Here is a 25,570-nt window from a genome sequence, read left to right as displayed (position 1 = left end):
AGGGAGGAGGAAACTCTTCCCATTTTTTAAAAAGATGAATATAGAAAGGATTAAATAAAATATGATTGTTTCCATTATTTCTCAAGGATTTGTCTGGGCTATTCTAGGTCTGGGAATCTTTATGACATTTAGGATTTTGAACTTTCCAGATATGACAACAGAAGGTTCCTTCCCTCTTGGCGGAGCTGTTGCTGTCACTCTGATAACCAAAGGCGTGAACCCTTTTTTAGCGACACTTGTTGCTGTAGGAGCAGGTTGTTTGGCTGGTATGGCAGCAGGACTTCTTTATACAAAAGGGAAGATCCCCACCTTGTTATCAGGGATTTTGGTGATGACTTCCTGTCATTCTATCATGCTCTTGATTATGGGACGTGCAAATTTAGGCTTACTTGGAACCAAGCAAATCCAGGATGTTTTGCCTTTTGATTCAGATTTGAACCAACTCTTGACAGGTCTTATCTTTGTCAGTCTTGTTATTGCTCTCATGCTCTTTTTCTTGGATACCAAACTAGGACAAGCCTATATTGCTACAGGTGACAATCCTGATATGGCTAGAAGTTTCGGGATTCATACTGGGCGCATGGAGCTTATGGGCTTGGTTTTATCAAATGGTGTGATTGCCCTTGCAGGTGCCCTCATTGCTCAGCAAGAAGGCTATGCTGATGTATCTCGAGGAATCGGGGTTATCGTTGTGGGGCTTGCAAGTTTGATTATTGGGGAAGTTATTTTCAAGAGTTTGAGCTTGGCAGAACGTCTGGTTACCATCGTTGTCGGTTCCATCGCTTATCAATTCTTAGTGTGGGCAGTTATTGCGCTTGGCTTTAATACAAGTTACCTTCGTTTGTACAGCGCCGTGATTTTAGCAGTCTGCCTCATGATTCCAACATTTAAACAAACAATCTTGAAAGGAGCCAAATTAAGCAAATGACAGCAATTGTAGAATTAAAAAATGCAACCAAAGTCGTTAAAAATGGCTTTGATGAAGAAAAGATTATTTTAAATGATGTTTCCTTAGAAATTTTTGAACAGGATTTTATCACGATTTTAGGTGGAAATGGTGCTGGGAAATCAACCCTCTTTAACACTATTGCAGGAACCCTGTCACTAACCAGCGGAACCATCCGTATTTTAGGTGAGGATGTTACCAAGTTTTCACCAGAGAAGCGGGCTAAGTATCTGTCTCGAGTCTTCCAAGATCCCAAGATGGGGACAGCTCCTCGTATGACAGTGGCAGAGAATCTCTTGATTGCCAAGTTTCGTGGTGAAAAGCGTGGATTGTTACCACGACGCTTGACTAGTTATAAGGATGAGTTTCAGGCAACTATTGAAAAAGTGGGAAACGGTCTTGAGAAACATTTGAATACACCGATTGAGTTTTTATCAGGTGGTCAAAGACAAGCCTTGAGTCTCTTGATGGCAACCTTGAAGCGACCTGAATTACTCTTGTTAGACGAGCATACTGCAGCCCTTGATCCAAAGACCAGTGTTGCCCTCATGGAATTGACAGATGAATTTGTCAAGAAAGACCAGCTGACAGCTCTTATGATTACTCACCATATGGAAGATGCTCTCAAATATGGAAATCGTTTAATTGTCATGAAAGAAGGACGAATTATCCAAGATTTGAAGCAAGAAGAAAAAGCAAAAATGAAAATCTCTGATTATTATCAACTCTTTGAATAAAGTAGGGAAAATGAGTGAAATGGTTTACTTTTTTTCTGAAATAAAGTATACTATATAAAGTAAACTATGATAACATGGAGGTATTGTGTATGGTTGACAAACAAGTCATTGAGGAAATCAAAAACAATGCCAACATTGTGGAAGTCATAGGAGATGTGATTTCTTTACAAAAGGCAGGACGGAACTATCTAGGGCTCTGTCCTTTTCATGGTGAAAAAACACCTTCTTTCAACGTTGTAGAGGACAAGCAGTTTTACCACTGTTTTGGTTGTGGTCGCTCGGGTGATGTCTTTAAGTTCATCGAGGAGTACCAAGGGGTTCCCTTTATGGAGGCTGTCCAAATCTTAGGTCAGCGTGTCGGGATAGAGGTTGAAAAACCGCTTTATAGTGAACAAAAGCCAGTTTCGCCTCACCAAGCTCTTTATGATATGCACGAAGATGCAGCCAAATTTTATCACGCTATTCTCATGACAACGACCATGGGGGAAGAGGCCAGAAATTACCTTTATCAGCGCGGTTTGACAGATGAAGTGCTCAAGCATTTTCGGATTGGTTTAGCACCTCCAGAACGCAACTATCTCTATCAACGTTTGGCTGGTCAGTATCGTGAAGAGGATTTCCTGGATTCGGGACTATTTTACCTCTCAGATGCTAATCAATTTGTAGACACCTTTCACAATCGGATTATGTTTCCCCTGACAAATGACCGAGGAAAGGTGCTTGCCTTCTCAGGTCGTATCTGGCAGAAAACGGATTCACAAACTTCTAAATATAAAAATAGCCGATCGACTGCAATTTTTAACAAAAGTTACGAATTATATCATATGGATAGGGCAAAAAAATCTTCTGGTAAAACCAGTGAGATTTACCTGATGGAAGGATTCATGGATGTCATTGCAGCCTATCGGGCTGGAATCGAAAATGCTGTCGCATCTATGGGAACAGCTTTAAGTCGTGAGCATGTTGAACATCTGAAAAGGCTAACCAAGAAGTTGGTTCTTGTTTACGATGGCGATAAGGCTGGGCAAGCTGCGACATTGAAAGCACTGGATGAAATTGGTGATATGCCTGTGCAAATCGTCAGCATGCCTGATAACTTGGATCCAGATGAGTATCTACAAAAAAATGGTCCGGAAGACTTGGCCTATCTATTAACGAAAACTCGTATTAGTCCGATTGAGTTTTACATTCACCAGTACAAACCTGAAAATAGTGAAAATCTGCAGGCCCAGATTGAGTTTATTGAAAAAATAGCTCCCTTGATTGTTCAAGAAAAGTCTATCACTGCTCAAAACAGCTATATTCATATTTTAGCTGACAGTCTGGCATCTTTTGATTATGCCCAGATTGAGCAGATTGTTAATGAGAGTCGTCAGGCGCAAAGGCAGAATCGCATGGAAGGGATTTCCAGACCGACGCAAATCACTATGCCTGTCACCAAGCAGTTATCAGCTATTATGAGAGCAGAAGCCCATCTACTCTATCGGATGATGGAATCCCCTCTTGTTTTGAACGATTACCGTTTACGAGAAGATTTTACATTTGATACACCTGAATTTCAGGTCTTATATGACTTGCTTGGTCAGTATGGCAATCTTCCTCCGGAAGTTTTAGCAGAACAGACAGATGAAGTTGAAAGAGCTTGGTATCAGGTTTTAGCTCAGGATTTACCTGCTGAGATGTCACCGCAGGAACTTAGTGAAGTAGAAATGACTCGTAACAAGGCTCTCTTGAATCAGGACAATATGAGAATCAAAAAGAAGGTGCAGGAAGCTAGCCATGTAGGAGATACAGACACAGCCCTAGAAGAATTGGAACGTTTAATTTCCCAAAAGAGAAGAATGGAGTAATAATGGCAACAAAACAAAAAGAAGTAACAACATTTGACGTACAAGTAGCAGAATTTATCCGTAATCATAAGCAAAAAGGGACAGCAACTGATGATGAAATCAATGCTAGTCTTGTCGTTCCTTTTACCTTGGATGCTGATGGGATTGAAGATCTCTTGCAACGAATTCAGGATGCAGGGATTTCTATCACAGATAACGAAGGAAATCCGAGTGCGCGTGTTCTTAGCAATGAAGAAGAACCAGAACTCAGTGATGAGGACTTGATTGGGTCAACTTCGGCTAAGGTCAATGACCCTGTTCGTATGTACTTGAAAGAAATCGGGGTCGTTCCTCTCTTGACCAATGAAGAGGAAAAAGAATTGGCGCTGGCTGTTGAAGCGGGTGACATCGAAGCTAAACAGCGCCTTGCGGAGGCCAACCTTCGTTTGGTTGTTTCTATTGCTAAACGCTATGTCGGCCGAGGTATGCAGTTCCTTGACTTGATTCAAGAAGGGAACATGGGCTTGATGAAGGCGGTTGACAAGTTTGATTATTCTAAAGGATTTAAGTTCTCAACTTACGCAACTTGGTGGATTCGTCAAGCTATCACTCGTGCCATTGCGGACCAAGCTCGTACCATCCGTATCCCAGTCCACATGGTTGAAACCATCAATAAATTGGTTCGTGAACAGCGTAATCTTCTTCAAGAATTGGGACAAGATCCAACACCTGAGCAAATCGCTGAACGTATGGATATGACACCTGATAAGGTTCGTGAAATCTTGAAGATTGCTCAAGAACCGGTATCCCTTGAAACTCCTATCGGTGAAGAGGATGATAGCCACCTTGGGGACTTTATCGAAGATGAAGTGATTGAAAATCCAGTGGATTATACGACTCGTATCGTCTTGCGTGAGCAGTTGGATGAAGTCTTGGATACTCTTACAGACCGTGAAGAAAACGTTTTGCGTCTACGTTTTGGATTAGATGATGGAAAAATGCGTACCCTTGAAGATGTGGGTAAAGTATTTAACGTAACCCGTGAGCGTATCCGTCAGATTGAAGCAAAGGCTTTGAGAAAACTACGCCAACCAAGTCGTAGTAAACCGCTTCGTGATTTTATTGAAGACTAAGAGTGAGGATGAATATGGCTTATACAGAAGAGCAAATTGATAACATCAAAACACGAATTTTATCAGCCTTGGAAGAAGTTATTGACCCTGAGTTGGGAATCGATATTGTCAATCTTGGTTTGATTTATGAGATTCGTTTTGACGGCGACACAGGGCAAACAGAGATTGATATGACTTTGACAACCATGGGTTGTCCCCTAGCTGATCTTTTGACGGACCAGATTTATGATGCTATGACAGAGGTTCCAGAAGTAACGGATACTGAGGTTAAGTTAGTTTGGTATCCAGCCTGGACAGTTGAAAAAATGAGTCGCTATGCACGCATTGCCCTAGGCATTAAGTAAACATATAAAAGCATGTGAGAGACCCTTGGAAAAGCGAGGAAATTTCCCCTCTTTTCCTTTAGTCTCTCCTTTCTTTTGCTGATTTTATTCAAAGAAAATGATATAATAGTAGCTATGGAAAAAAAGAAATTACGCATCAATATGTTGAGTTCAAGTGAGAAAGTAGCAGGACAAGGAGTTTCAGGTGCTTACCGTGAATTAGTTCGTCTTCTTCACCGTGATGCCAAGGACCAATTGATTGTTACAGAAAATCTTCCAATCGAGGCAGATGTGACTCACTTTCATACCATTGATTTCCCCTATTATTTATCAACATTCCAAAAGAAACGATCAGGGAGGAAAATTGGATATGTGCATTTCTTACCTGATACACTTGAGGGAAGTTTGAAAATTCCATTTTTCTTAAAGGGAATTGTGAAACGCTATGTATTTTCTTTTTACAACCGGATGGAGCACTTGGTTGTGGTAAATCCGATGTTTATCGAGGATTTGGTGGCAGCTGGTATTCCACGTGAAAAAGTGACCTATATTCCTAACTTTGTCAATAAGGAAAAATGGCATCCCCTTCCACAAGAAGAGGTAGTCAGACTGCGAACAGAGCTAGGTCTTAGTGACAATCAGTTTATCGTAGTAGGTGCTGGTCAAGTTCAGAAACGTAAAGGGATTGATGACTTTATCCGTCTGGTTGAGGAATTGCCTCAGATTACCTTTATCTGGGCGGGTGGTTTCTCTTTTGGTGGTATGACAGATGGTTATGAACGCTACAAGAAAATCATGGAGAATCCCCCTAAAAATTTGATTTTTCCAGGTATTGTATCGCCAGAGCGGATGCGCGAATTGTATGCCCTAGCGGACCTTTTCTTGTTGCCTAGTTACAATGAGCTCTTCCCGATGACTATTTTAGAGGCTGCTAGTTGTGAAGCTCCTATTATGTTGCGTGATTTGGATCTTTATAAGGTGATTTTGGAGGGAAATTATCGGGCGACAGCAGATAGAGAAGAGATGAAAGTGGCTATTCTGGAATATCAAGCAAATCCTGCTGCCTTAAAAGACCTCAAAGAAAAGGCTAAGAATATTTCTAGAGAGTATTCTGAAGAGCATCTGTTGCAAATCTGGTTGGACTTTTATGAAAAACAAGCCGCTTTAGGGAGAAAGTAAAAAGTGAGGTAATCTATGCGAATTGGTTTATTTACAGATACCTATTTTCCTCAGGTTTCAGGTGTTGCGACCAGTATTCGAACCTTGAAAACCGAACTTGAAAAGCAGGGACATGCTGTTTTTATCTTTACGACAACAGATAAGGATGTCAATCGTTATGAAGATTGGCAAATTATCCGCATTCCAAGTGTTCCTTTCTTTGCTTTTAAGGATCGCCGCTTTGCCTATCGAGGATTCAGCAAAGCACTGGAAATTGCTAAACAGTATCAGCTGGATATCATCCATACTCAGACAGAATTTTCTCTTGGCTTGTTGGGGATTTGGATTGCGCGTGAATTGAAGATTCCAGTCATCCATACCTATCACACCCAGTACGAAGACTATGTGCATTATATTGCCAAGGGGATGTTGATTCGTCCTAGTATGGTCAAGTATTTGGTTAGAGGTTTTTTACATGATGTGGATGGGGTGATTTGCCCGAGTGAGATTGTCCGTGACTTGCTATCTGACTATAAGGTCAAGGTTGAAAAACGGGTCATTCCAACTGGAATTGAATTAGCCAAGTTTGAGCGTCCGGAAATCAAGCAGGAAAATTTGAAAGAACTGCGTAGTAAATTAGGGATTCAAGATGATGAAAAGATGTTGCTTAGTCTTTCCAGAATTTCCTATGAAAAAAATATTCAAGCAGTATTAGCAGCCTTTGCAGAAGTTCTGAGAGAGGAAGACAAGGTGAAACTGGTAGTTGCTGGGGATGGGCCTTATCTGGATGACCTCAAAGAGCAAGCCCAGAAACTAGAGATTCAAGACTTCGTTATCTTTACAGGTATGATTGCTCCTAGTGAGACGGCTCTTTATTATAAGGCGGCAGATTTCTTCATCTCGGCATCGACAAGTGAAACCCAAGGCTTGACCTACTTGGAAAGCTTAGCTAGTGGGACGCCTGTCATTGCTCATGGAAATCCTTATCTGGACAATCTCATCAATGACAAGATGTTTGGAATCTTGTACTATGGAGAACATGATTTGGCTGGTGCTATTTTAGAGGCCTTGATTGCAACACCAGACATGAATGAGCATACCTTATCAGAAAAATTGTACGAGATTTCGGCTGAGAACTTTGGGAAACGGGTGCATGAGTTTTATCTTGATGCTATTATTTCAAATAATTTCCAGAAAGATTTAGCAAAAGATGATACGGTCAGTCAGCGTATTTTTAAAACAGTTTTGTATCTTCCGCAAAAGGTAGTCGCTGTACCGGTAAAAGGCTCTAGACGCATGCTGAAGGCTTCAAAAACACAGTTAATCAGCATCAGAGATTATTGGAAAGACCATGAAGAATAGAAAGAGGAATAGCTATGAAAAAACAATTGATGAGAAGTGGTAGTGATCAAAAAATTGCTGGTGTTTGTGCTGGGGTAGCCCATTATTTTGATATGGATCCGACTATTGTTCGTGTAATATGGGGTGTTCTTGCTTGCTGTTACGGAGCGGGAATTGTAGCTTATATCATTTTATGGATTATCGCACCAGTAGCAAGTGACTATTGAAAACTAGCTCAATTCATGCTAAGATAATAGAAAATAGAATGTAACGAAGGAGAGAAAAATGGCATTTGGAGATAATGGAAATCGTAAAAAAACGATGTTTGAGAAAATAACCTTGTTTATCGTGATTATCATGCTAGTAGCAAGTTTATTGGGAATTTTTGCAACTGCAATTGGTGCCCTCAGTAATCTATAAAATAGATTCAAGAAAATTTAGTGACTGGGATTTCCCAGCCCTTTTTTAAAGTGAGAAGAAATAATGAGTATGTTTTTAGATACAGCCAAGATTAAGGTCAAGGCTGGTAATGGTGGCGATGGTATGGTTGCCTTTCGCCGTGAAAAATATGTCCCTAATGGTGGTCCTTGGGGTGGTGATGGTGGTCGTGGAGGCAATGTCGTCTTCGTTGTAGATGAAGGTCTACGTACCCTCATGGATTTCCGCTATAATCGCCATTTCAAGGCTGATTCTGGTGAGAAAGGAATGACCAAAGGGATGCATGGTCGTGGTGCAGAGGATCTCAGAGTTCGTGTTCCACAAGGTACGACTGTTCGTGATGCAGAGACTGGCAAGGTTTTGACAGATTTGATTGAACATGGTCAAGAATTTATTGTAGCCCACGGTGGTCGTGGTGGACGTGGAAACATCCGCTTTGCGACACCAAAAAATCCTGCACCGGAAATCTCTGAAAACGGAGAACCAGGTCAGGAACGTGAGTTACAATTGGAACTAAAAATCTTGGCAGATGTCGGTTTAGTAGGATTCCCATCTGTTGGGAAATCAACACTTTTAAGTGTTATTACCTCAGCTAAACCTAAAATTGGAGCCTACCACTTTACGACCATTGTACCAAATCTTGGTATGGTTCGTACCCAATCAGGTGAATCCTTTGCAGTAGCCGATTTACCAGGTTTGATTGAAGGGGCTAGTCAAGGTGTTGGTTTGGGAACCCAGTTCCTCCGCCACATTGAGCGTACACGTGTCATCCTCCATATCATTGATATGTCAGCTAGCGAAGGCCGTGATCCATATGAGGATTACCTAGCTATCAATAAAGAGCTGGAGTCTTACAATCTTCGCCTCATGGAGCGTCCACAGATTATTGTAGCTAATAAGATGGACATGCCTGAGAGTCAGGAAAATCTTGAAGACTTTAAGAAAAAATTGGCTGAAAATTATGATGAATTTGAAGAGTTACCAGCTATCTTCCCAATTTCTGGATTGACCAAGCAAGGTCTGGCAACACTTTTAGATGCTACAGCTGAATTGTTAGACAAGACACCAGAATTCTTGCTCTACGACGAGTCCGATATGGAAGAAGAAGCTTACTATGGATTTGACGAAGAAGAAAAAGCCTTTGAAATTAGTCGTGATGACGATGCGACATGGGTACTTTCTGGTGAAAAACTGATGAAACTCTTTAATATGACCAACTTTGATCGTGACGAATCAGTCATGAAATTTGCCCGCCAACTTCGTGGTATGGGAGTTGATGAAGCCCTTCGTGCGCGTGGTGCTAAGGATGGGGATTTAGTCCGCATTGGTAAATTTGAGTTTGAATTTGTAGACTAGGAGATTGATATGGGAGATAAACCGATATCTTTCCGAGATGCGGATGGCAACTTTGTTTCCGCTGCAGACGTTTGGAATGAAAAGAAATTGGAAGAACTGTTTAATCGTCTCAATCCAAATCGTGCCTTGAGGTTGGCACGAACTAAAAAAGACAATTCATCTCAGTAAAGAAGATAAAAAAATCCCGTGTCTGATCAGACACGGGATTTTGTGGTACGACGGGCATGTATAGCAAACTGAATCTGGAATAGCACAGCATATCTTCTAAAATATTGTTATCAATTGATTTGAATTTCAAAATTAAATTGTTTAATTCTTTTTTCACTTTATTATAGTATATCTGATGTCAAAGTTATCGGCGAGTCAAATAGCGATTCCCAAGTCTGATGCTGGAAATAAGAATCGTCAGAGGAAGGGATAGCGAAATCGTGGCTCTACGAACAGGAACGTGATAGTAAGGCGTATATAGTAGATAAGGGGGCTCAAAACTCTAAATTCCAAAAAGGTAGTCGTAACCTATATGCGTAAATCACGAGAGTAATTGAATTCGGACTAGGATTTTCTATTTTCACTGTAACCTTTTAACGTCCTCATATCTTGTATACACGAGGAAAGATGTATGACTTATCCCGTGAGGTCTATCACTATAAAGAGAAAACGACAGATAGAGGTGATCCTGAGTCACGGTTATCTTTAAAATAGATTGTCTGATAGGATGCTAGCCTGAAAACGTCTTGTTCATGAAATATAGGACGCTATGTATAAAACGCTTCTGTGAACTGAGAGAAGGGGGAGAAGTTCTTTCTAAAGTTTAGTTGAACAGCCGTATTCCGATACTTAGATAAGGGGGGTAGTCTTAGCTCCTACTCGATTTCAGGGGGCAAAAAAGGGGCAATAGCGATTCGAGAAAGATTATACTCTTCGAAAATCTCTTCAAATCACGTCAATATCGCCTTGCCGTATATATGTGACTGACTTCGTCAGTCTTATCTACAACCTCAAAACAGTATTTTGAGCAGCCTGCGGCTAGCTTCCTAGTTTGCTCTTTGATTTTTATTGAGTATCAGTGACTAACTCATCAACTCTGATTTATCCAATAAAATTGAAAAGGATGGAAAAAAGGTTGCATTTATGATATAATTTATTTTAAAGACCTTATTAGAAATCTTGAAAGAGTATTGAAAACTTAGAATGAGAAAAATTGTTATCAATGGTGGATTACCACTGCAAGGTGAAATCACTATTAGTGGTGCTAAAAATAGTGTTGTAGCCTTAATTCCGGCTATTATCTTGGCTGATGATGTGGTGACTTTAGATTGCGTTCCAGATATTTCGGATGTAGCTAGTCTTGTCGAAATCATGGAATTGATGGGAGCTACTGTTAAGCGTTATGACGATGTATTGGAGATTGATCCAAGAGGTGTTCAAAATATTCCAATGCCTTATGGAAAAATCAACAGTCTTCGTGCATCATACTATTTTTATGGGAGCCTCTTAGGCCGTTTTGGTGAAGCGACAGTTGGTTTACCGGGAGGATGTGATCTTGGTCCTCGTCCGATTGACTTACACCTTAAGGCTTTTGAAGCTATGGGTGCCACTGTTAGCTACGAGGGAGATAACATGAAGTTATCTGCTAAAGATACAGGACTCCATGGTGCAAGTATTTACATGGATACGGTTAGTGTAGGGGCAACGATCAATACGATGATTGCTGCGGTTAAAGCGAATGGTCGTACTATTATTGAAAATGCAGCCCGTGAACCTGAGATTATTGATGTAGCTACTCTCTTGAATAATATGGGTGCCCATATCCGTGGGGCAGGAACTAATATCATCATTATTGATGGCGTTGAAAGATTACATGGAACCCGTCATCAGGTGATTCCAGATCGTATTGAAGCTGGAACATATATTTCTTTAGCTGCTGCAGTCGGCAAGGGGATTCGTATAAATAATGTTCTTTACGAACACCTAGAAGGATTTATTGCTAAGTTGGAAGAAATGGGAGTGAGAATGACTGTATCTGAAGACAGCATTTTTGTCGAAGAGCAGTCTAATTTGAAAGCAATCAATATTAAGACAGCTCCTTACCCAGGCTTTGCAACTGATTTGCAACAACCGATTACCCCACTTTTACTAAGAGCGAATGGTCGTGGTACAATTGTTGATACGATTTACGAAAAACGTGTAAATCATGTTTTTGAACTAGCAAAGATGGATGCGGACATTTCGACAACAAATGGTCATATTTTGTACACGGGTGGACGTAATTTGCGTGGAGCCAGTGTTAAAGCGACCGACTTAAGAGCTGGCGCAGCTTTGGTTATTGCTGGTTTGATGGCCGAGGGACAAACTGAAATTACCAATATTGAGTTTATCTTACGTGGTTATTCTGATATTATTGAAAAATTACGTAATCTAGGAGCGGATATTACACTTGTTGAGGATTAAACCGTAGAGGTGTTTATGAATATTTGGACCAAATTAGCAATGTTTTCTTTTTTTGAAACGGATCGCTTGTATTTGCGTCCTTTCTTTTTTAGTGATAGTCAGGACTTCCATGAGATAGCTTCGAATCCAGAAAATCTTCAATTTATTTTCCCGACTCAGGCAAGTCTGGAAGAGAGCCAATATGCGTTGGCCAATTACTTTATGAAGTCCCCTTTGGGAGTGTGGGCAATTTGTGACCAGAAAAATCAACAAATGATTGGTTCTATTAAATTTGAGAAGTTAGATGAAATCAAAAAAGAAGCTGAGCTTGGCTATTTTTTGAGAAAAGATGCTTGGTCGCAAGGATTTATGACAGAGGTTGTTAGAAAAATTTGTCAACTTTCTTTTGAGGAATTTGGCTTAAAACAATTATCCATCATTACCCACCTTGAAAATGAAGCTAGCCAACGGGTTGCTCTTAAGTCTGGATTCCATTTGTTTCGTCAGTTTAAAGGAAGTGATCGCTACACAAGAAAAATGCGGGATTATCTTGAATTTCGCTTTGTAAAGGGAGAAGTTAATGAGTAAGCACCAAGAAATTCTAAGCTATTTGGAAGAATTACCAGTAGGTAAAAGGGTCAGTGTTCGTAGCATTTCCAACCATCTAGGAGTTAGTGATGGAACAGCCTATCGGGCCATTAAAGAAGCTGAAAATCGTGGAATTGTAGAGACTCGTCCAAGAAGTGGTACTATACGTGTTAAATCTCAGAAAGTTGCTATCGAAAGATTAACCTTTGCTGAAATTGCTGAAGTGACTTCTTCTGAGGTTCTGGCTGGGCAAGAAGGTTTAGAGAGAGAATTTAGTAAGTTTTCAATCGGTGCTATGACCGAACAAAATATTTTGTCTTACCTTCATGATGGGGGACTCTTGATTGTCGGAGACCGTACCCGTATCCAACTGTTAGCACTTGAAAATGAAAATGCCGTTCTGGTTACAGGTGGATTTCAGGTTCATGATGATGTTCTTAAACTGGCCAATCAAAAAGGAATTCCTGTTCTGAGAAGCAAGCATGACACTTTCACTGTTGCGACTATGATCAATAGAGCCTTGTCAAATGTCCAAATCAAGACTGATATTTTGACAGTTGAGAAGCTTTATCGTCCAAGTCATGAGTATGGTTTTCTGAGAGAGACTGACACTGTTAAAGATTATTTGGACTTAGTTCGTAAGAATCGTAGCAGTCGTTTCCCTGTTATCAATCAACATCAGGTTGTTGTTGGAGTTGTAACCATGAGAGACGCTGGTGATAAGTCACCAAGTACGACAATTGATAAGGTTATGTCACGTAGTCTATTTTTAGTTGGATTATCGACAAATATTGCCAATGTGAGTCAACGGATGATTGCTGAAGACTTTGAAATGGTACCAGTTGTTCGAAGCAATCAAACCTTGCTTGGCGTTGTAACCAGACGAGATGTCATGGCGAAGATGAGTCGTTCCCAAGTTTCTGCTCTACCTACTTTTTCTGAGCAGATTGGTCAAAAACTTTCTTATCACCATGATGAAGTCGTCATTACAGTGGAACCCTTTATGCTAGAGAAGAACGGTGTTTTGGCTAATGGTGTATTGGCGGAGATACTGACTCACATGACCCAAGATTTAGTTGTGAATAGTGGTCGCAATCTCATCATCGAGCAAATGCTGATCTACTTTTTGCAGGCTGTTCAGATAGATGATATACTGCGCATTCAAGCACGTATTATCCACCATACTAGACGATCAGCTATTATTGATTACGATATTTATCATGGTCATCAGATTGTTTCAAAAGCAAATGTGACTGTTAAAATTAATTAGAAACTAGGAGAAAAAATGATAACATTAAAATCAGCTCGTGAAATCGAAGCTATGGACAAGGCTGGTGATTTTCTAGCAAGTATTCATATCGGCTTACGTGATTTGATTAAGCCTGGCGTAGATATGTGGGAAGTTGAAGAGTATGTCCGACGTCGTTGTAAGGAAGAAAATTTCCTTCCGCTTCAGATTGGGGTTGACGGTGCAATGATGGACTATCCTTATGCTACCTGCTGCTCTCTTAATGATGAAGTGGCTCACGCTTTCCCTCGTCACTACATCTTGAAAGATGGTGATTTGCTTAAGGTTGATATGGTTTTGGGAGGTCCAATTGCCAAATCTGATTTGAATGTCTCAAAATTAAACTTCAACAATGTTGAGCAAATGAAAAAATACACCCAGAGTTACTCTGGTGGTCTTGCAGACTCTTGTTGGGCTTATGCTGTTGGTACACCGTCCGAAGAAGTCAAAAACTTGATGGATGTAACCAAAGAAGCCATGTACAAGGGTATTGAGCAAGCTGTTGTTGGAAATCGTATCGGTGATATTGGTGCAGCCATTCAAGAATACGCTGAAAGTCGTGGTTACGGTGTAGTGCGTGATTTGGTTGGTCATGGTGTTGGCCCAACTATGCACGAAGAACCAATGGTTCCTAACTATGGTATTGCTGGTCGTGGGCTTCGTCTCCGTGAAGGAATGGTCTTAACCATTGAACCAATGATCAATACCGGTGACTGGGAAATTGATACAGATATGAAGACTGGTTGGGCTCATAAGACTATTGACGGTGGGCTATCTTGTCAATATGAACACCAATTTGTCATTACTAAGGATGGTCCGGTAATCTTGACTAGCCAAGGTGAAGAAGGAACTTATTAATAAAAAGTGAAAAGATCTACTGGAAGTTTATTTTGATAAAAAATCCAGTAGATCTTTTTATAATAAAACGCATTGTATCAAGCTTTTAATGCCTGGTATAATGCGTTTTTCTAATTTTAAGATTTTTTCCAACTCTGTTTGTAACCACATCATAACAAAGGGTCTAGAATTCATAGCTCTCCTCCTATATACTATTAGTAAAGCAAAACTAGGGGAGAATATTTTAGTGTCGCAATCTATTGTTCGTGTAGAGGTTTTACGATATCGTTGTTTTGATTCTAAAAAGAGAAATGGAATTCTGTTTAACGTTCGTATTGCCAATCTTAAATTTACCTTTTTTATATTGAAGTATTGAGCTAGTTTATGAAAAAATTGAGTGAAAGAGTCGAGTGTTTTAGAAACCTACAGTGTAGTATTCTAGTTTCAATCCACTATATTTTGCTACTCCCCATAAAGTTTCTATTTTCCCTGAATTCTGATATAATAGAAATATTGACTTCAAGAGTAAGGAAGAGAAGATGAACGCATTATTAAATGGAATGAATGACCGTCAGGCTGAGGCGGTGCAAACGACAGAAGGTCCCTTGTTGATCATGGCAGGGGCTGGTTCTGGAAAGACCCGTGTTTTGACCCACCGTATCGCTTATTTGATTGATGAAAAGCTGGTCAATCCTTGGAATATCTTGGCCATTACCTTTACTAATAAGGCTGCGCGTGAGATGAAAGAGCGTGCTTATAGCCTCAATCCAGCTACTCAGGACTGTTTGATTGCGACTTTTCACTCCATGTGTGTTCGTATCCTGCGTCGCGATGCGGATCATATTGGCTACAACCGTAATTTTACTATTGTGGATCCTGGTGAACAGCGAACTCTTATGAAACGCATTCTCAAGCAGTTGAACTTGGATCCTAAAAAATGGAATGAACGGAGCATCTTAGGAACTATTTCCAACGCTAAGAATGATTTGATTGATGATGGGGCTTATGCCTCCCAAGCTGGAGATATGTACACGCAAATTGTGGCCCAGTGTTATACAGCCTATCAGAAAGAACTGCGTCAGTCGGAGTCGGTTGACTTTGATGATTTGATTATGCTGACCTTGCGTCTCTTTGATCAAAATCCTGATGTTTTGACTTATTACCAGCAGAAGTTTCAATACATCCACGTTGATGAGTACCAAGATACTAACCATGCCCAGTACCAACTGGTCAAACTCTTGGCTTCACGCTTTAAAAATATTTGTGTGGTTGGGGATGCGGACCAGTCTATCTACGGTTGGCGTGGTGCGGATATGCAGAATATTTTGGATTTTGAGAAAGATTATCCCCAAGCCAAGGTTGTTTTGTTGGAAGAGAATTACCGTTCCACTAAAACAATTCTCCAAGCGGCCAACGAGGTCATTAAAAACAACAAAAACCGCCGTCCTAAGAATCTCTGGACCCAGAATGCTGATGGGGAGCAAATCGTTTACTATCGTGCCAATGATGAGCTAGATGAGGCTGTATTTGTAGCCAGAACTATCGATGAACTTGGTCGGAGTCAAAACTTCCTTCACAAGGATTTTGCAGTTCTCTATCGTACTAACGCCCAGTCTCGTACTATTGAGGAAGCCCTGCTCAAGTCAAACATTCCTTATACCATGGTTGGTGGAACCAAGTTCTACAGCCGTAAGGAAATCCGCGATATTATCGCTTATCTTAATCTTATTGCTAATTTGAGTGACAATATCAGTTTTGAGCGTATTATCAACGAACCAAAACGTGGAATTGGGCCAGGTACTGTTGAGAAAATTCGTGACTTTGCAAATATGCAAAACATGTCTATGCTAGATGCTTCAGCCAATATCATGTTGTCTGGTATCAAGGGTAAAGTAGCCCAGTCTATCTGGGATTTTGCAAATATGATGTTAGATTTGCGAGAGCAACTGGACCACTTAAGCATTACTGAGTTGGTTGAGGCCGTCCTAGAAAAAACAGGTTACGTCGATATTCTTAACGCCCAAGCGACCTTAGAAAGCAAGGCTCGTGTAGAAAACATCGAGGAGTTCCTCTCTGTGACGAAAAACTTTGATGACACCTCTGATGGGCCAGAAGAAGAAACTGGTCTGGATAAACTGAGTCGTTTTTTAAATGACTTGGCCTTGATTGCGGACACAGATTCAGGTAGTCAGGAGACATCAGAAGTGACCTTGATGACCCTGCATGCTGCCAAAGGTCTCGAGTTTCCAGTTGTCTTTTTGATTGGGATGGAAGAAAATGTCTTTCCACTTAGTCGTGCAGCTGAGGATTCAGATGAATTGGAAGAAGAGCGCCGTCTGGCCTATGTAGGTATCACGCGTGCAGAGAAAATTCTCTATCTGACCAATGCTAACTCACGCTTGCTTTTCGGTCGTACCAACTACAACCGTCCCACTCGTTTTATTAACGAAATCAGCTCGGACTTACTTGAGTATCAAGGTCTGGCTCGTCCAGCAAATACAAGCTTTAAGGCATCTTATAGCAGTGGTGACCTTGCCTTCGGTCAAGGTATGAGTCTTGCCCAGGCTCTTCAAGACCGTAAACGCAGTGCTGCCCCAAAATCTATCCAGTCAAGTGGCCTTCCGTTTAGTCAATTTACAGCTGGAGCAAAATCAGCTTCTAGCGAGGCAAATTGGTCCATTGGTGACATTGCCCTCCACAAGAAGTGGGGAGAGGGAACTGTTTTGGAAGTTTCAGGTAGCGGTGCTACGCAGGAATTGAAAATCAATTTCCCAGAAGTAGGTTTGAAAAAACTTTTGGCTAGTGTGGCCCCAATTGAGAAAAAAATCTAATTTTTCATCCTTCTCACGAATAATAAAGTGAGGAGGATTTTTATGTACAGTATTTCATTCCAAGAAGATTCACTATTACCAAGAGAAAGACTGGCCAAGGAAGGAGTTGAAGCGCTCAGTAATCAAGAGTTACTAGCTATTTTACTCAGGACAGGAACACGTCAAGCTAGTGTTTTTGAAATTGCCCAGAAAGTCTTGAACAATCTTTCAAACCTAACGGATTTGAAAAAAATGACCCTGCAGGAATTGCAGAGTCTGTCTGGTATTGGACGTGTTAAGGCCATAGAATTGCAAGCTATGATTGAACTGGGGCATCGTATTCATAAACACGAGACTCTTGAGATGGAAAGTATTCTCAGCAGTCAAAAGTTGGCCAAGAAGATGCAACAGGAATTGGGGGACAAAAAACAAGAGCACCTGGTGGCGCTCTATCTCAATACTCAAAATCAAATCATCCATCAACAGACCATTTTTATCGGCTCAGCTACTCGTAGTATTGCTGAACCACGTGAGATTCTTCACTATGCTATCAAGCATATGGCGACTTCTCTCATCTTGGTCCACAATCATCCTTCGGGAGCGGTAGCCCCTAGCCGAAATGATGATCATGTCACTAAACTTGTTAAAGAAGCCTGCGACCTGATGGGAATTGTCCTCTTGGACCATTTGATTGTCTCATATTCTAGTTACTTTAGTTACCGTGAAAAAACAGATTTAATCTAAAGTTCATTAACGACATAGTCAAAGAGGTTTTTATCTTTGGGACGATTTTCAAAAAGAAACTCTGGATGCCATTGGACACCGAGAAAGGCGACATCATCCGTACTCATAACAGCTTCTATAATACCATCTTTAGGATCATGAGCCGCAATCTTTAAATTTGGTGCTAAATCCTTGATGCTCTGGTGGTGGAAGGAGTTGATATGGGAGATTTCTCCATAGATTTCTCGAAGAACTGTATCAGGTTCTGTCACCAAGCGTTGGGTTGTGTACTCGGCGGAACAATCCTGCCAGTGATCTTCGATATCTTGGTACAAAGTTCCACCCATGGCAACGTTAAAGAGTTGAGTCCCACGACAGACAGAGAAAATCGGCTTTTGCTGTTTGATAGCTTCCTTGATGAGGGCTAGTTCGAATATATCTCTTTGAAGGTGGTAGTCATCGCTATCAATGGTTTTTGGTTCACCATAGAATTTTGGATCAACATTTTGCCCACCTGTCAAGATGAGCTTGTCAATCATACTGATATAGTGGCAGGCCATTTCTTGATCACCAATCGGTAGGATGATGGGAATCCCTCCAGCGTCTTTAACGCCTTCAACAAAGCCTTTTGCTGCGTAGCTCATCATGATGTCATCATCAGGATGAGTTTTTTCGTTTCCTGTAATCCCTATAACTGGTTTTTTCATAAAATGATTTTCGCTTTCTAATCCTCTTTTCGCATGAAATAGAGGAGTGTTTGGAGTTCACTTGTCAAATCGACATACTGAACGACCACATCTTTTGGTAAATGCAGATGGACTGGTGAAAAACTAAGAATTCCTTTCACGCCAGCATCAACCAAGAGATTGGCAACCTCTTGTGACTTAACGCTGGGAACGGTCAGGATAGCAGTCTTCACATCAGCATCCTTGATTTTATCCTTGATTTGAGAAATCCCGTAAATAGGAATTCCATCAGGAGTTTGGGTTCCGACTTCGGGATGGTCATCTAGGTCAAAGGCCATGATAATCTTCATCTTGTTACGCTCGTGGAAGCGGTAGTGGAGAAGGGCATGGCCCATATTTCCAATACCAACCAGCATGACATTGGTAATAGAGTTATCATTGAGCAAATCGGCAAAAAATGTCATCAGTTTTTTGACATCATATCCAAATCCACGCCGACCTAGTTCACCAAAATAGGAAAAATCACGACGTACGGTCGCTGAATCAATCCCAATGGCCTCTGCAATTTGCTTAGAGTTGGCACGTTCAATCTTTTCTGCATGAAATCTCTTAAAAATTCGATAGTAGAGAGAGAGTCTTTTTGCTGTAGCTTTTGGAATAGCAGACTGTTTATCTTTCACAAAATCACAACCTTTCTATTCTTCTATTTTATAGAAACATTGTGAAAAAATCAACAAAAACAAGAAAAAACTAAGAAAAATCTTAGTTTTGTTGTAAAAAATCTGCATGTGATAGAAAACGGTAGAGGTCTCCGACCAGTCCTTGGTAAACTTCCTGTCCTTTAAAGGTCAAAGAAGTTACATAAAGTGTATCTGGCAGAGTCACACATCCTGACAGAGCTAGCATGAGAGCCTCGTAATCCTCATACTTGAGAGTGCGCTCTACATGATAGCTGTCCTTATAGGTCAGTTCAAACATTTTGGCTCTATCTTTCCGATTTTGTAAAGACACCACGTTCTACCAAGCTATCCATGAGGAAATAGAATTTTTCCTGATGAATGTGGTGGTCTTCTGATTTGAAAATATCAACTAGACGTAGCCCAAACTTGTCAGTGATATTGATTTTAGCACCTGTAAGTTCCTTGTTAATGATGATTTTGAGTTGGAAGCCTTCACCGCTGTTTGGCACTTTTTCAAGTAGGCGAGTCAATTCATAGTTACCAACCTTAGTCTCAAAAAAGGTGTTGTCCTTAAGGGTGAATTTTTTAACAGAAGGGCTAAGAGTGTAGTCGTAACGACAATTTTTTAACTGAATGGTTTTTTCAAATGCCATATGGCTAACCTCCGATAATTTCTTTTAAGGTCTTTGCGAGGGTATGTAGGTCTTCAACAGTATTTTCTGGCGAGAGACTGATACGAACGGATTCCTTCAAGCGTTCTGAATTTGCCCCGTACATGGCTTCAAGAACATGGCTGGATTGGACAATGCCTGCCGTACAGGCTGAGCCAGTAGAGATTGAAATTCCAGCCAAATCTAGCCGAAGGAGTAAGAGGTCGTTTTTCTGACCAGGAAATCCAATATTGAGAACATAAGGGAGATGATGTTGTCCTCTATTCACGTAATACTGAATTCCTTCTAGCTCTGCAAGAAAGGCAGTTTCTAGATTTTGTACATGTTGGAAATGTTCTTCCTGTTTTTCTAGGTCTTCTTTTAGGGCTGCAACCATACCCACGATGGCAGCTAGATTTTCAGTTCCGGCTCGTTTTTTCTGTTCTTGGTCTCCGCCATGAAGATAGGAATCAAAATCCATGCTAGATGCGTAGAGAAAACCGATTCCCTTAGGACCATGGAACTTGTGGGCAGAAGCAGTGAGAAAATCAATGCCCAATTCTTCTGGGTGTATAGGGATTTTACCAATAGCCTGAACTGCATCGACATGATAGGCGGCTGGGTGTTGCTTGAGTATTTGGCCAATTTCAGCAATGGGCAGTAGGTTTCCAGTCTCATTATTGGCAAACATGGTAGAAACCAAAATCGTATCGTCACGTAAGGCCTCTTGAATTTGCTGGGCGGTGATTTCTTGATTTTCTGGCTGGATAATGGTTGCTTCAAACCCAAAGTGTTGAACCAAGTAATCAATTGTTTCAAGGACAGCATGGTGCTCAATAGCAGTTGTGATAATATGTTTTCCTTGTTCTTGGTGACGAAGGCAGTAACCAATGATAGCAGTATTGTTGCCTTCTGTCCCACCAGAAGTGAAAAAGATATGTTGAGGTTTTGTCCCCAGTAACTGAGCTAGTTCCTGACGGGCTTCTCGTAAGAGTTTACCAGCTTGACGACCATGACCATGAATACTAGAAGGGTTGCCGTAGGTTTCTTGCATCACCTTGGTCATAGCTGAAATAGCAACTGCTGACATAGGAGTTGTCGCAGCATTGTCCAAATAAATCAAAGAATCACCTTATTTCTTTTTGTTGTAGGCAAAGAGTGGGCTGACTGGTTTTCTTTCGTGGATACGGACGATGGCGTCACCAATTAACTCACTAGCAGTGATGTAGCATACGTTTTTAGGAGTTTTTTCTTTTGTTGCTACTGAATCAGTCACAAGAATTTCTTTAATCTTAGTATTGTCAAGAAGTTCAGCAGCTCCCTCGACGAAGAGACCGTGGCTAGAAACAGCATAAATTTCTGTAGCCCCTTCACGTTCAACGATTTTAGCAGCTTCAGAGAAGGTGCGTCCTGTATTTAAAATATCGTCAATCAAGATGGCTTTCTTACCTTCAACATCACCAATGATATAACCTTCGTTGCGAGTTGCATCGTCTTGAGGATAGTCGATAATGGCGATAGGAGCATCAAGATATTCAGCCAAGCTACGCGCACGTTTGACACCTGAATTTTTAGGGCTAACGACAACAACATCTGAACCGAGTAGTCCCTTATCGCAGTAATGTTTTGCAAATAGGGGAACAGTGAAAAGATTATCCACTGGAATATCAAAGAAACCTTGAACCTGAACGGCATGCAAATCAAGAGTCAGGATACGGTCAACACCAGCCTTAACCAGCATATTGGCAACTAGTTTAGCTGTAAGTGGCTCACGAGGACAAGCAATGCGGTCTTGACGTGCATAGCCAAAATATGGAAGGACAACGTTGATACTGTGGGCACTTGCGCGCACACAAGCGTCGACCATGATCAACAATTCCATTAGGTGGTTGTTAACAGGGAAACTTGTTGATTGGATGATGTAAACATCATAACCACGGACACTTTCTTCGATATTCACTTGGATTTCTCCGTCTGAAAATTGACGTGACGATAGTTTTCCAAGTGGGACACCAACAGCTTCAGCAATTTTCTGTGCAATCTCTTGGTTAGAGTTGAGTGCGAAAAGTTTCATGTTTTTTCTATCTGACATTATAGACCGTCCTCTGTAAACTTTTTAAATCCTAGTGATATTTGCCTTACCTATATGAACTGGGATTTTTGTATTTTTATCTTTTCTATTTTACCAAAAAATGGAGATTATTTCAGCTATTTTTCATACTTTTGACAAATCGAACCAATTTTGAAGGAGCTTTTTGATAAGAAATCTGATTTTCCTCTAAAAATTTTTGGAAATCTTGTTTGCCTTGCTCGTGATTTTCCACTTCAAGCTCCAATTCGTAATCCGTCATATCAAAGTATTGACTTTCATCCAGAGCCATGAGACCGATAGCTGTTTGCATTTCATAGCGAAGTGTTGTTAGACAACCAAGTACCTGCCAGTTCTTGCTTTGGATGCCATGTTTCGCCAATTCATCCAGTACTAGCCCTTGAGGAAGTTCTTCCTTAGACAGATAGTTTTCAGCATCTTTTAGTTGCAATTTTTGGTTGTATTCCATGTTTCCAACACTCTGCGGGACTTTGAGTGTCAATTCTGCCCAGTCTTCAAAGGTTCGAATGCGCATAGCAATTTTCTTTTCTCGCAGTTCAAAATCAGGTGTGTCCATGTAGTGGTTTTTTTGAAGAACAGGAGTGACGTCTGTGAACTGGTCTTTTAGACGATTGTATTCATCTTTTTTCAATAGTGTTTTCAATTCAATTTCTAAATGTTTCATTTTTCTTACCTTTTCTTTATCGTTGAAAGCGGATTATGGTATAAACTGCTCACGGTTTCCTGTACCCTTGAAATCATTGGTTTTATAGTGTCTATCTAAAAGTGAATACGAGATTGAATACGACTTTACTTTTAGCTTGAACGGATAAAAGTCATGAGCTGATCCACGGTTTCAACACGTTGATTATCATTGATGTGGGTGTACATATCAAGGGTAGTTTGAACATTATTGTGTCCTAATCTATCTGAAATGATTTTAGCTGTAACACCTGCTTCAAAGAGGAGAGAAGCGTGTGTGTGCCTGAATCCGTGAGGAGTGATTTTTTTGATATCGTTATGTTCACAAAAGAATCTTCTAAGTCTCTCTTTCACAGCTGAAGGAGAAATCCAACCTCCGAAACTATTCGTAAAGATATAATTTGAATCATGTTTGTAAGGCACACTAGCCCGAAAATATTCTTTTATCTGCTGACGTTTCCAGAGTTTCAATACATGCAGAGTTTCATCATCCAAGGTGATAACTCTCTTACTTCTCTTGGTTTTAGGATCCTGAACAGTTTGTTTTTTACCAACTACGACAGCTGTCCGCGAAACATCCAACCGTTTATTTTCAAAATCAACATCTGACCACATGAGTCCAAGTGCCTCACCACATCTCAAACCAGTAAAAGCTAGCAAGTGATAAAAGGTATACTCTACTGTTTTACAATCTGCTTTGCAAACTTTTAGAAAATCTGTTAGTTCCTGTTTGCTGTAGTAGTTCTCTTTGGCCTTTAAGGGCTTGTTTTTAGGCTTGATAATCTTGTCTAATGGGTTTGACTTAATGATGTCAAGAGAAGTGGCATACTTGAAAATACGGCTAATGACAGAGTAGTAATTGGCATAGAGTATATAGCGATTACTTAACTTTATAGCAACCTTCTGACAATAAGCGACACTGATCTGTTGGATGTTCATATCTGTAAAATACAAGTCAATCATAACATCAAGTTTTTTCTTAACGTTCTGATAGGTTGTTGGTTTTACAGTGCTCTTATAGCTATCAAGCCACAAATCAGCGACTTCAGCAAATGTAGGGTTCTGGAAATCTCCATTATTTGAAAAACCATTCTCTTCAACATCTAAGAGAAGGTCACGTTCGGCAGCCTTTGCTTCTTTAATAGTTTTAAACCCACGGCGTGTTGTACGTTTTTCTTTTCCAGTTGCAGGGTCTATGCCCAGGTATGTTTGAAAGAGATATCTAGTCTCTCCTTTTTTTGTAATATATTTTTTTATCATAAAAAGTCCTTTCTTTTCGATTGCTTGCCCGCATAGTTGAAAAGGTGTAGAACTTATGATAAACTATAGGTGTATTTTTTTATCATCCTTTCCATTGCTTGCTAGATGGAAAGTTGAATCCTCACACTCAAAGTTTGGCGATGGAGAGTGTGGGGATTTTTTTGTTTAGACGATAGGAATAAGTTCACCGCCTATTTGTTGGTTTATATAATCTCTATCTTCTGGATATTTCAACAGATAGGAGTTGATAGCTTCCATAATTTGGAAGTTCAATAATCCCACTGGTGATACTGGACCCCAAGTTTTGAATAAGGTTAGGGAACAGATGAGTGTTCTCAAGCCGTTTTGTCCTTGCCCATTCTTGTAATCTTCTTCTGTGATGTGCAATCGATTGTGAAAGAATTTATTGTAATTGATTTTGTTCTTTTCTGTTGTGAAGTTATAAACTCTTCCAAGATGGGCGCATCTGTTTCGATAGGAGAGTAAGAAGTAAAATACATTGATGAACAATTGTTTAATATCATTATCTATATTTTCTTTGTCTAGTCCTGTCATGCGCTGGATAACTTCTGTCTTTATATGCGACTTTTGTAGTTTATAAAAAGTGATTAGGTGACCAAAAGTCATCCCTTTAACAAGAATCCAAGGCGGCACGTTGCCATGCTTTTCTCGATAATGTTTATATGGTTGAGTCTTATCTTGGGTGATTTTATAACATTTACGTAGAAACTTAGATCGTTCAGACTCTTTGAATTTTTTAGCACCTCGTTCATAGTTCTCTCTTTGAAGGTATTTATTTTGGTCTGCAGTGTAATGTTCTGCGACTACGTAGGAAAGAACGGTTCTAAGATGAGCCTCGATTTCTTGTAATGCTAGATTGATATTTGTTCGTATGCTTTTGTCCATGAGGAAAAAGTCTACGAGTTTTTCAAATGTTGCGCCCTCTTTAAATTTCTCTCCTTGTTCAATACCAATTTCTTTATAGCCGTTTATGATTTCGTAATAGCTGTATGTCGATAAAATTCTGATTGCCCTGTTTTCATCTCGGATGGTAAGTCCTCGAGATTTTAGGAGTTCTATCTGCTCTCGGAATGTTTTGAACGGTTTTGTTTCCATATCTCTCCTTCGTAAATCAAAAAGAGCCCTTGCATAGATGCAAAGACTCTTCTAGGCTCCCAGGGGGGAGCATTCACTTAGATTAAATCCATTATAGAGTCTTTTGTTGTTTTTGTCAAGTTTTTTGTTAAATTTATTTTTATTGTTGCCAACTATTTCCATTTTGGAAACAGTTGCTTTTTACTATTGTTCGTTGTAGAATAGTGATGAAAGGTGCTGCGATAATATGTTTTCTTTTTTTACTCACATCAATCAAAAGCGTCAAAAGATGGAGCAATCTAAAAAAGAAATGGAATTGCGCCACAATGAATTTGCTGATAGAGTCCGCACGGATATTAAAACAGGCGAGGGAGAACTCGCTTTAAAAAGAGAGTGTTTTAATCAGCGCTACGGGCATCTATTTAGTCATCGAAATAAATAGCAATAGGTCTTACTAGGTGATTAGCCTTG

The 25,570-nt window shown here is 40.3% G+C and carries 27 protein-coding genes; 18 read left to right on the top strand and 9 right to left on the bottom strand.

The window, feature by feature from the left end; translation table 11 throughout:
- Positions 1 to 61: 61 nt before the first annotated feature.
- From HT679_RS02810 to radC, 17 genes are all read left to right on the top strand, one after another.
- Positions 62 to 928, top strand: a complete 867-nt coding sequence (locus tag HT679_RS02810; RefSeq protein ID WP_173212837.1) for an ABC transporter permease — start codon at positions 62 to 64, stop codon at positions 926 to 928.
- A complete protein-coding gene (locus HT679_RS02805; RefSeq protein WP_070527393.1) occupies positions 925 to 1,683 on the top strand; it encodes an ABC transporter ATP-binding protein in 759 nt (252 codons plus the stop codon). The genes HT679_RS02810 and HT679_RS02805 overlap by 4 nt, the downstream gene beginning before the upstream one ends.
- Positions 1,684 to 1,772: 89 nt before the next feature.
- Complete coding sequence (dnaG, locus tag HT679_RS02800; protein WP_173212833.1) at positions 1,773 to 3,533, top strand: DNA primase; 1,761 nt, start codon at positions 1,773 to 1,775, stop codon at positions 3,531 to 3,533.
- 2 nt (positions 3,534 to 3,535) lie between these two features.
- Positions 3,536 to 4,645: an RNA polymerase sigma factor RpoD gene (rpoD, locus tag HT679_RS02795; RefSeq protein WP_000201906.1), complete on the top strand. Its 1,110-nt coding sequence runs from the start codon at positions 3,536 to 3,538 to the stop codon at positions 4,643 to 4,645.
- Positions 4,646 to 4,659: 14 nt separating this feature from the next.
- Positions 4,660 to 4,989, top strand: coding sequence for a metal-sulfur cluster assembly factor (locus tag HT679_RS02790; protein WP_173212831.1), 330 nt, complete (start codon positions 4,660 to 4,662; stop codon positions 4,987 to 4,989).
- Between the two features lie 114 nt (positions 4,990 to 5,103).
- Complete coding sequence (cpoA, locus tag HT679_RS02785; protein WP_173212829.1) at positions 5,104 to 6,147, top strand: alpha-galactosylglucosyldiacylglycerol synthase; 1,044 nt, start codon at positions 5,104 to 5,106, stop codon at positions 6,145 to 6,147.
- A gap of 15 nt (positions 6,148 to 6,162) precedes the next feature.
- Entirely contained in the window at positions 6,163 to 7,488 is a 1,326-nt protein-coding gene (locus HT679_RS02780; protein ID WP_173212827.1) for a glycosyltransferase family 4 protein, read from the top strand.
- Positions 7,489 to 7,517: 29 nt separating this feature from the next.
- The gene (locus HT679_RS02775; RefSeq protein WP_025170615.1) at positions 7,518 to 7,694 is read left to right on the top strand and encodes a PspC domain-containing protein; all 177 of its coding nucleotides are present in this window, start codon (positions 7,518 to 7,520) and stop codon (positions 7,692 to 7,694) included.
- A 58-nt stretch (positions 7,695 to 7,752) separates the two neighbouring features.
- Positions 7,753 to 7,887 carry a DUF4044 domain-containing protein gene (locus HT679_RS02770; RefSeq protein ID WP_000863859.1) on the top strand — a complete coding sequence of 45 codons (135 nt, stop codon included), beginning with the start codon at positions 7,753 to 7,755 and terminating at the stop codon, positions 7,885 to 7,887.
- A 63-nt stretch (positions 7,888 to 7,950) separates the two neighbouring features.
- The gene (obgE, locus tag HT679_RS02765) at positions 7,951 to 9,261 is read left to right on the top strand and encodes a GTPase ObgE (RefSeq protein WP_000061641.1); all 1,311 of its coding nucleotides are present in this window, start codon (positions 7,951 to 7,953) and stop codon (positions 9,259 to 9,261) included.
- 9 nt (positions 9,262 to 9,270) lie between these two features.
- Positions 9,271 to 9,429: a hypothetical protein gene (locus HT679_RS02760; RefSeq protein WP_050314293.1), complete on the top strand. Its 159-nt coding sequence runs from the start codon at positions 9,271 to 9,273 to the stop codon at positions 9,427 to 9,429.
- A gap of 1,023 nt (positions 9,430 to 10,452) precedes the next feature.
- Positions 10,453 to 11,712, top strand: coding sequence for a UDP-N-acetylglucosamine 1-carboxyvinyltransferase (locus HT679_RS02755; RefSeq protein ID WP_050087645.1), 1,260 nt, complete (start codon positions 10,453 to 10,455; stop codon positions 11,710 to 11,712).
- Positions 11,713 to 11,727: 15 nt separating this feature from the next.
- Positions 11,728 to 12,279: a GNAT family N-acetyltransferase gene (locus HT679_RS02750; protein ID WP_173212860.1), complete on the top strand. Its 552-nt coding sequence runs from the start codon at positions 11,728 to 11,730 to the stop codon at positions 12,277 to 12,279.
- The gene (gene spxR / locus HT679_RS02745) at positions 12,272 to 13,549 is read left to right on the top strand and encodes a CBS-HotDog domain-containing transcription factor SpxR (RefSeq protein WP_173212825.1); all 1,278 of its coding nucleotides are present in this window, start codon (positions 12,272 to 12,274) and stop codon (positions 13,547 to 13,549) included. The genes HT679_RS02750 and spxR overlap by 8 nt, the downstream gene beginning before the upstream one ends.
- Before the next feature lie 15 nt (positions 13,550 to 13,564).
- Positions 13,565 to 14,425, top strand: coding sequence for a methionyl aminopeptidase (locus HT679_RS02740; RefSeq protein WP_000631543.1), 861 nt, complete (start codon positions 13,565 to 13,567; stop codon positions 14,423 to 14,425).
- Positions 14,426 to 14,943: 518 nt separating this feature from the next.
- Entirely contained in the window at positions 14,944 to 17,235 is a 2,292-nt protein-coding gene (gene pcrA / locus HT679_RS02735; protein ID WP_173212817.1) for a DNA helicase PcrA, read from the top strand.
- 42 nt (positions 17,236 to 17,277) lie between these two features.
- Complete coding sequence (gene radC, locus HT679_RS02730; protein WP_173212815.1) at positions 17,278 to 17,958, top strand: DNA repair protein RadC; 681 nt, start codon at positions 17,278 to 17,280, stop codon at positions 17,956 to 17,958.
- Here radC and HT679_RS02725 read toward each other — a convergent pair.
- The 9 genes from HT679_RS02725 to HT679_RS02685 form a co-directional block, all read right to left on the bottom strand.
- Positions 17,955 to 18,644, bottom strand: a complete 690-nt coding sequence (locus tag HT679_RS02725) for a gamma-glutamyl-gamma-aminobutyrate hydrolase family protein (RefSeq protein ID WP_049524081.1) — start codon at positions 18,642 to 18,644, stop codon at positions 17,955 to 17,957. The genes radC and HT679_RS02725 overlap by 4 nt on opposite strands.
- Before the next feature lie 17 nt (positions 18,645 to 18,661).
- Positions 18,662 to 19,303, bottom strand: coding sequence for a redox-sensing transcriptional repressor Rex (locus HT679_RS02720; RefSeq protein ID WP_000653417.1), 642 nt, complete (start codon positions 19,301 to 19,303; stop codon positions 18,662 to 18,664).
- Positions 19,304 to 19,385: 82 nt separating this feature from the next.
- On the bottom strand, positions 19,386 to 19,601 hold the full coding sequence (locus HT679_RS02715) for a DUF4649 family protein (RefSeq protein ID WP_173212813.1): 216 nt from the start codon (positions 19,599 to 19,601) through the stop codon (positions 19,386 to 19,388).
- Positions 19,602 to 19,608: 7 nt separating this feature from the next.
- Positions 19,609 to 19,956 carry a DUF1831 domain-containing protein gene (locus tag HT679_RS02710; protein ID WP_000863540.1) on the bottom strand — a complete coding sequence of 116 codons (348 nt, stop codon included), beginning with the start codon at positions 19,954 to 19,956 and terminating at the stop codon, positions 19,609 to 19,611.
- A 4-nt stretch (positions 19,957 to 19,960) separates the two neighbouring features.
- Positions 19,961 to 21,076 (bottom strand): cysteine desulfurase family protein, encoded by a 1,116-nt coding sequence (locus HT679_RS02705; protein WP_173212811.1) that lies wholly within the window; start codon positions 21,074 to 21,076, stop codon positions 19,961 to 19,963.
- Between the two features lie 9 nt (positions 21,077 to 21,085).
- A complete protein-coding gene (locus HT679_RS02700; protein ID WP_001283809.1) occupies positions 21,086 to 22,045 on the bottom strand; it encodes a ribose-phosphate diphosphokinase in 960 nt (319 codons plus the stop codon).
- A gap of 112 nt (positions 22,046 to 22,157) precedes the next feature.
- On the bottom strand, positions 22,158 to 22,727 hold the full coding sequence (locus HT679_RS02695; protein ID WP_173212809.1) for a CYTH domain-containing protein: 570 nt from the start codon (positions 22,725 to 22,727) through the stop codon (positions 22,158 to 22,160).
- Between the two features lie 131 nt (positions 22,728 to 22,858).
- Complete coding sequence (locus HT679_RS02690; RefSeq protein ID WP_173212799.1) at positions 22,859 to 24,004, bottom strand: site-specific integrase; 1,146 nt, start codon at positions 24,002 to 24,004, stop codon at positions 22,859 to 22,861.
- A 165-nt stretch (positions 24,005 to 24,169) separates the two neighbouring features.
- Positions 24,170 to 25,120: an Abi family protein gene (locus HT679_RS02685; protein ID WP_173212797.1), complete on the bottom strand. Its 951-nt coding sequence runs from the start codon at positions 25,118 to 25,120 to the stop codon at positions 24,170 to 24,172.
- 226 nt (positions 25,121 to 25,346) lie between these two features.
- Between HT679_RS02685 and HT679_RS02680 the strand changes: the two genes are divergently transcribed.
- Positions 25,347 to 25,541: a hypothetical protein gene (locus HT679_RS02680; protein WP_173212795.1), complete on the top strand. Its 195-nt coding sequence runs from the start codon at positions 25,347 to 25,349 to the stop codon at positions 25,539 to 25,541.
- Positions 25,542 to 25,570: the final 29 nt, after the last annotated feature.

The organism is Streptococcus sp. 4886 (genome assembly GCF_013276485.1).
Lineage (GTDB): Bacteria > Bacillota > Bacilli > Lactobacillales > Streptococcaceae > Streptococcus.
The sequence above is the reverse complement of the archived record's forward strand: the minus strand, read 5'-3'. Positions and strand labels throughout refer to the sequence as shown.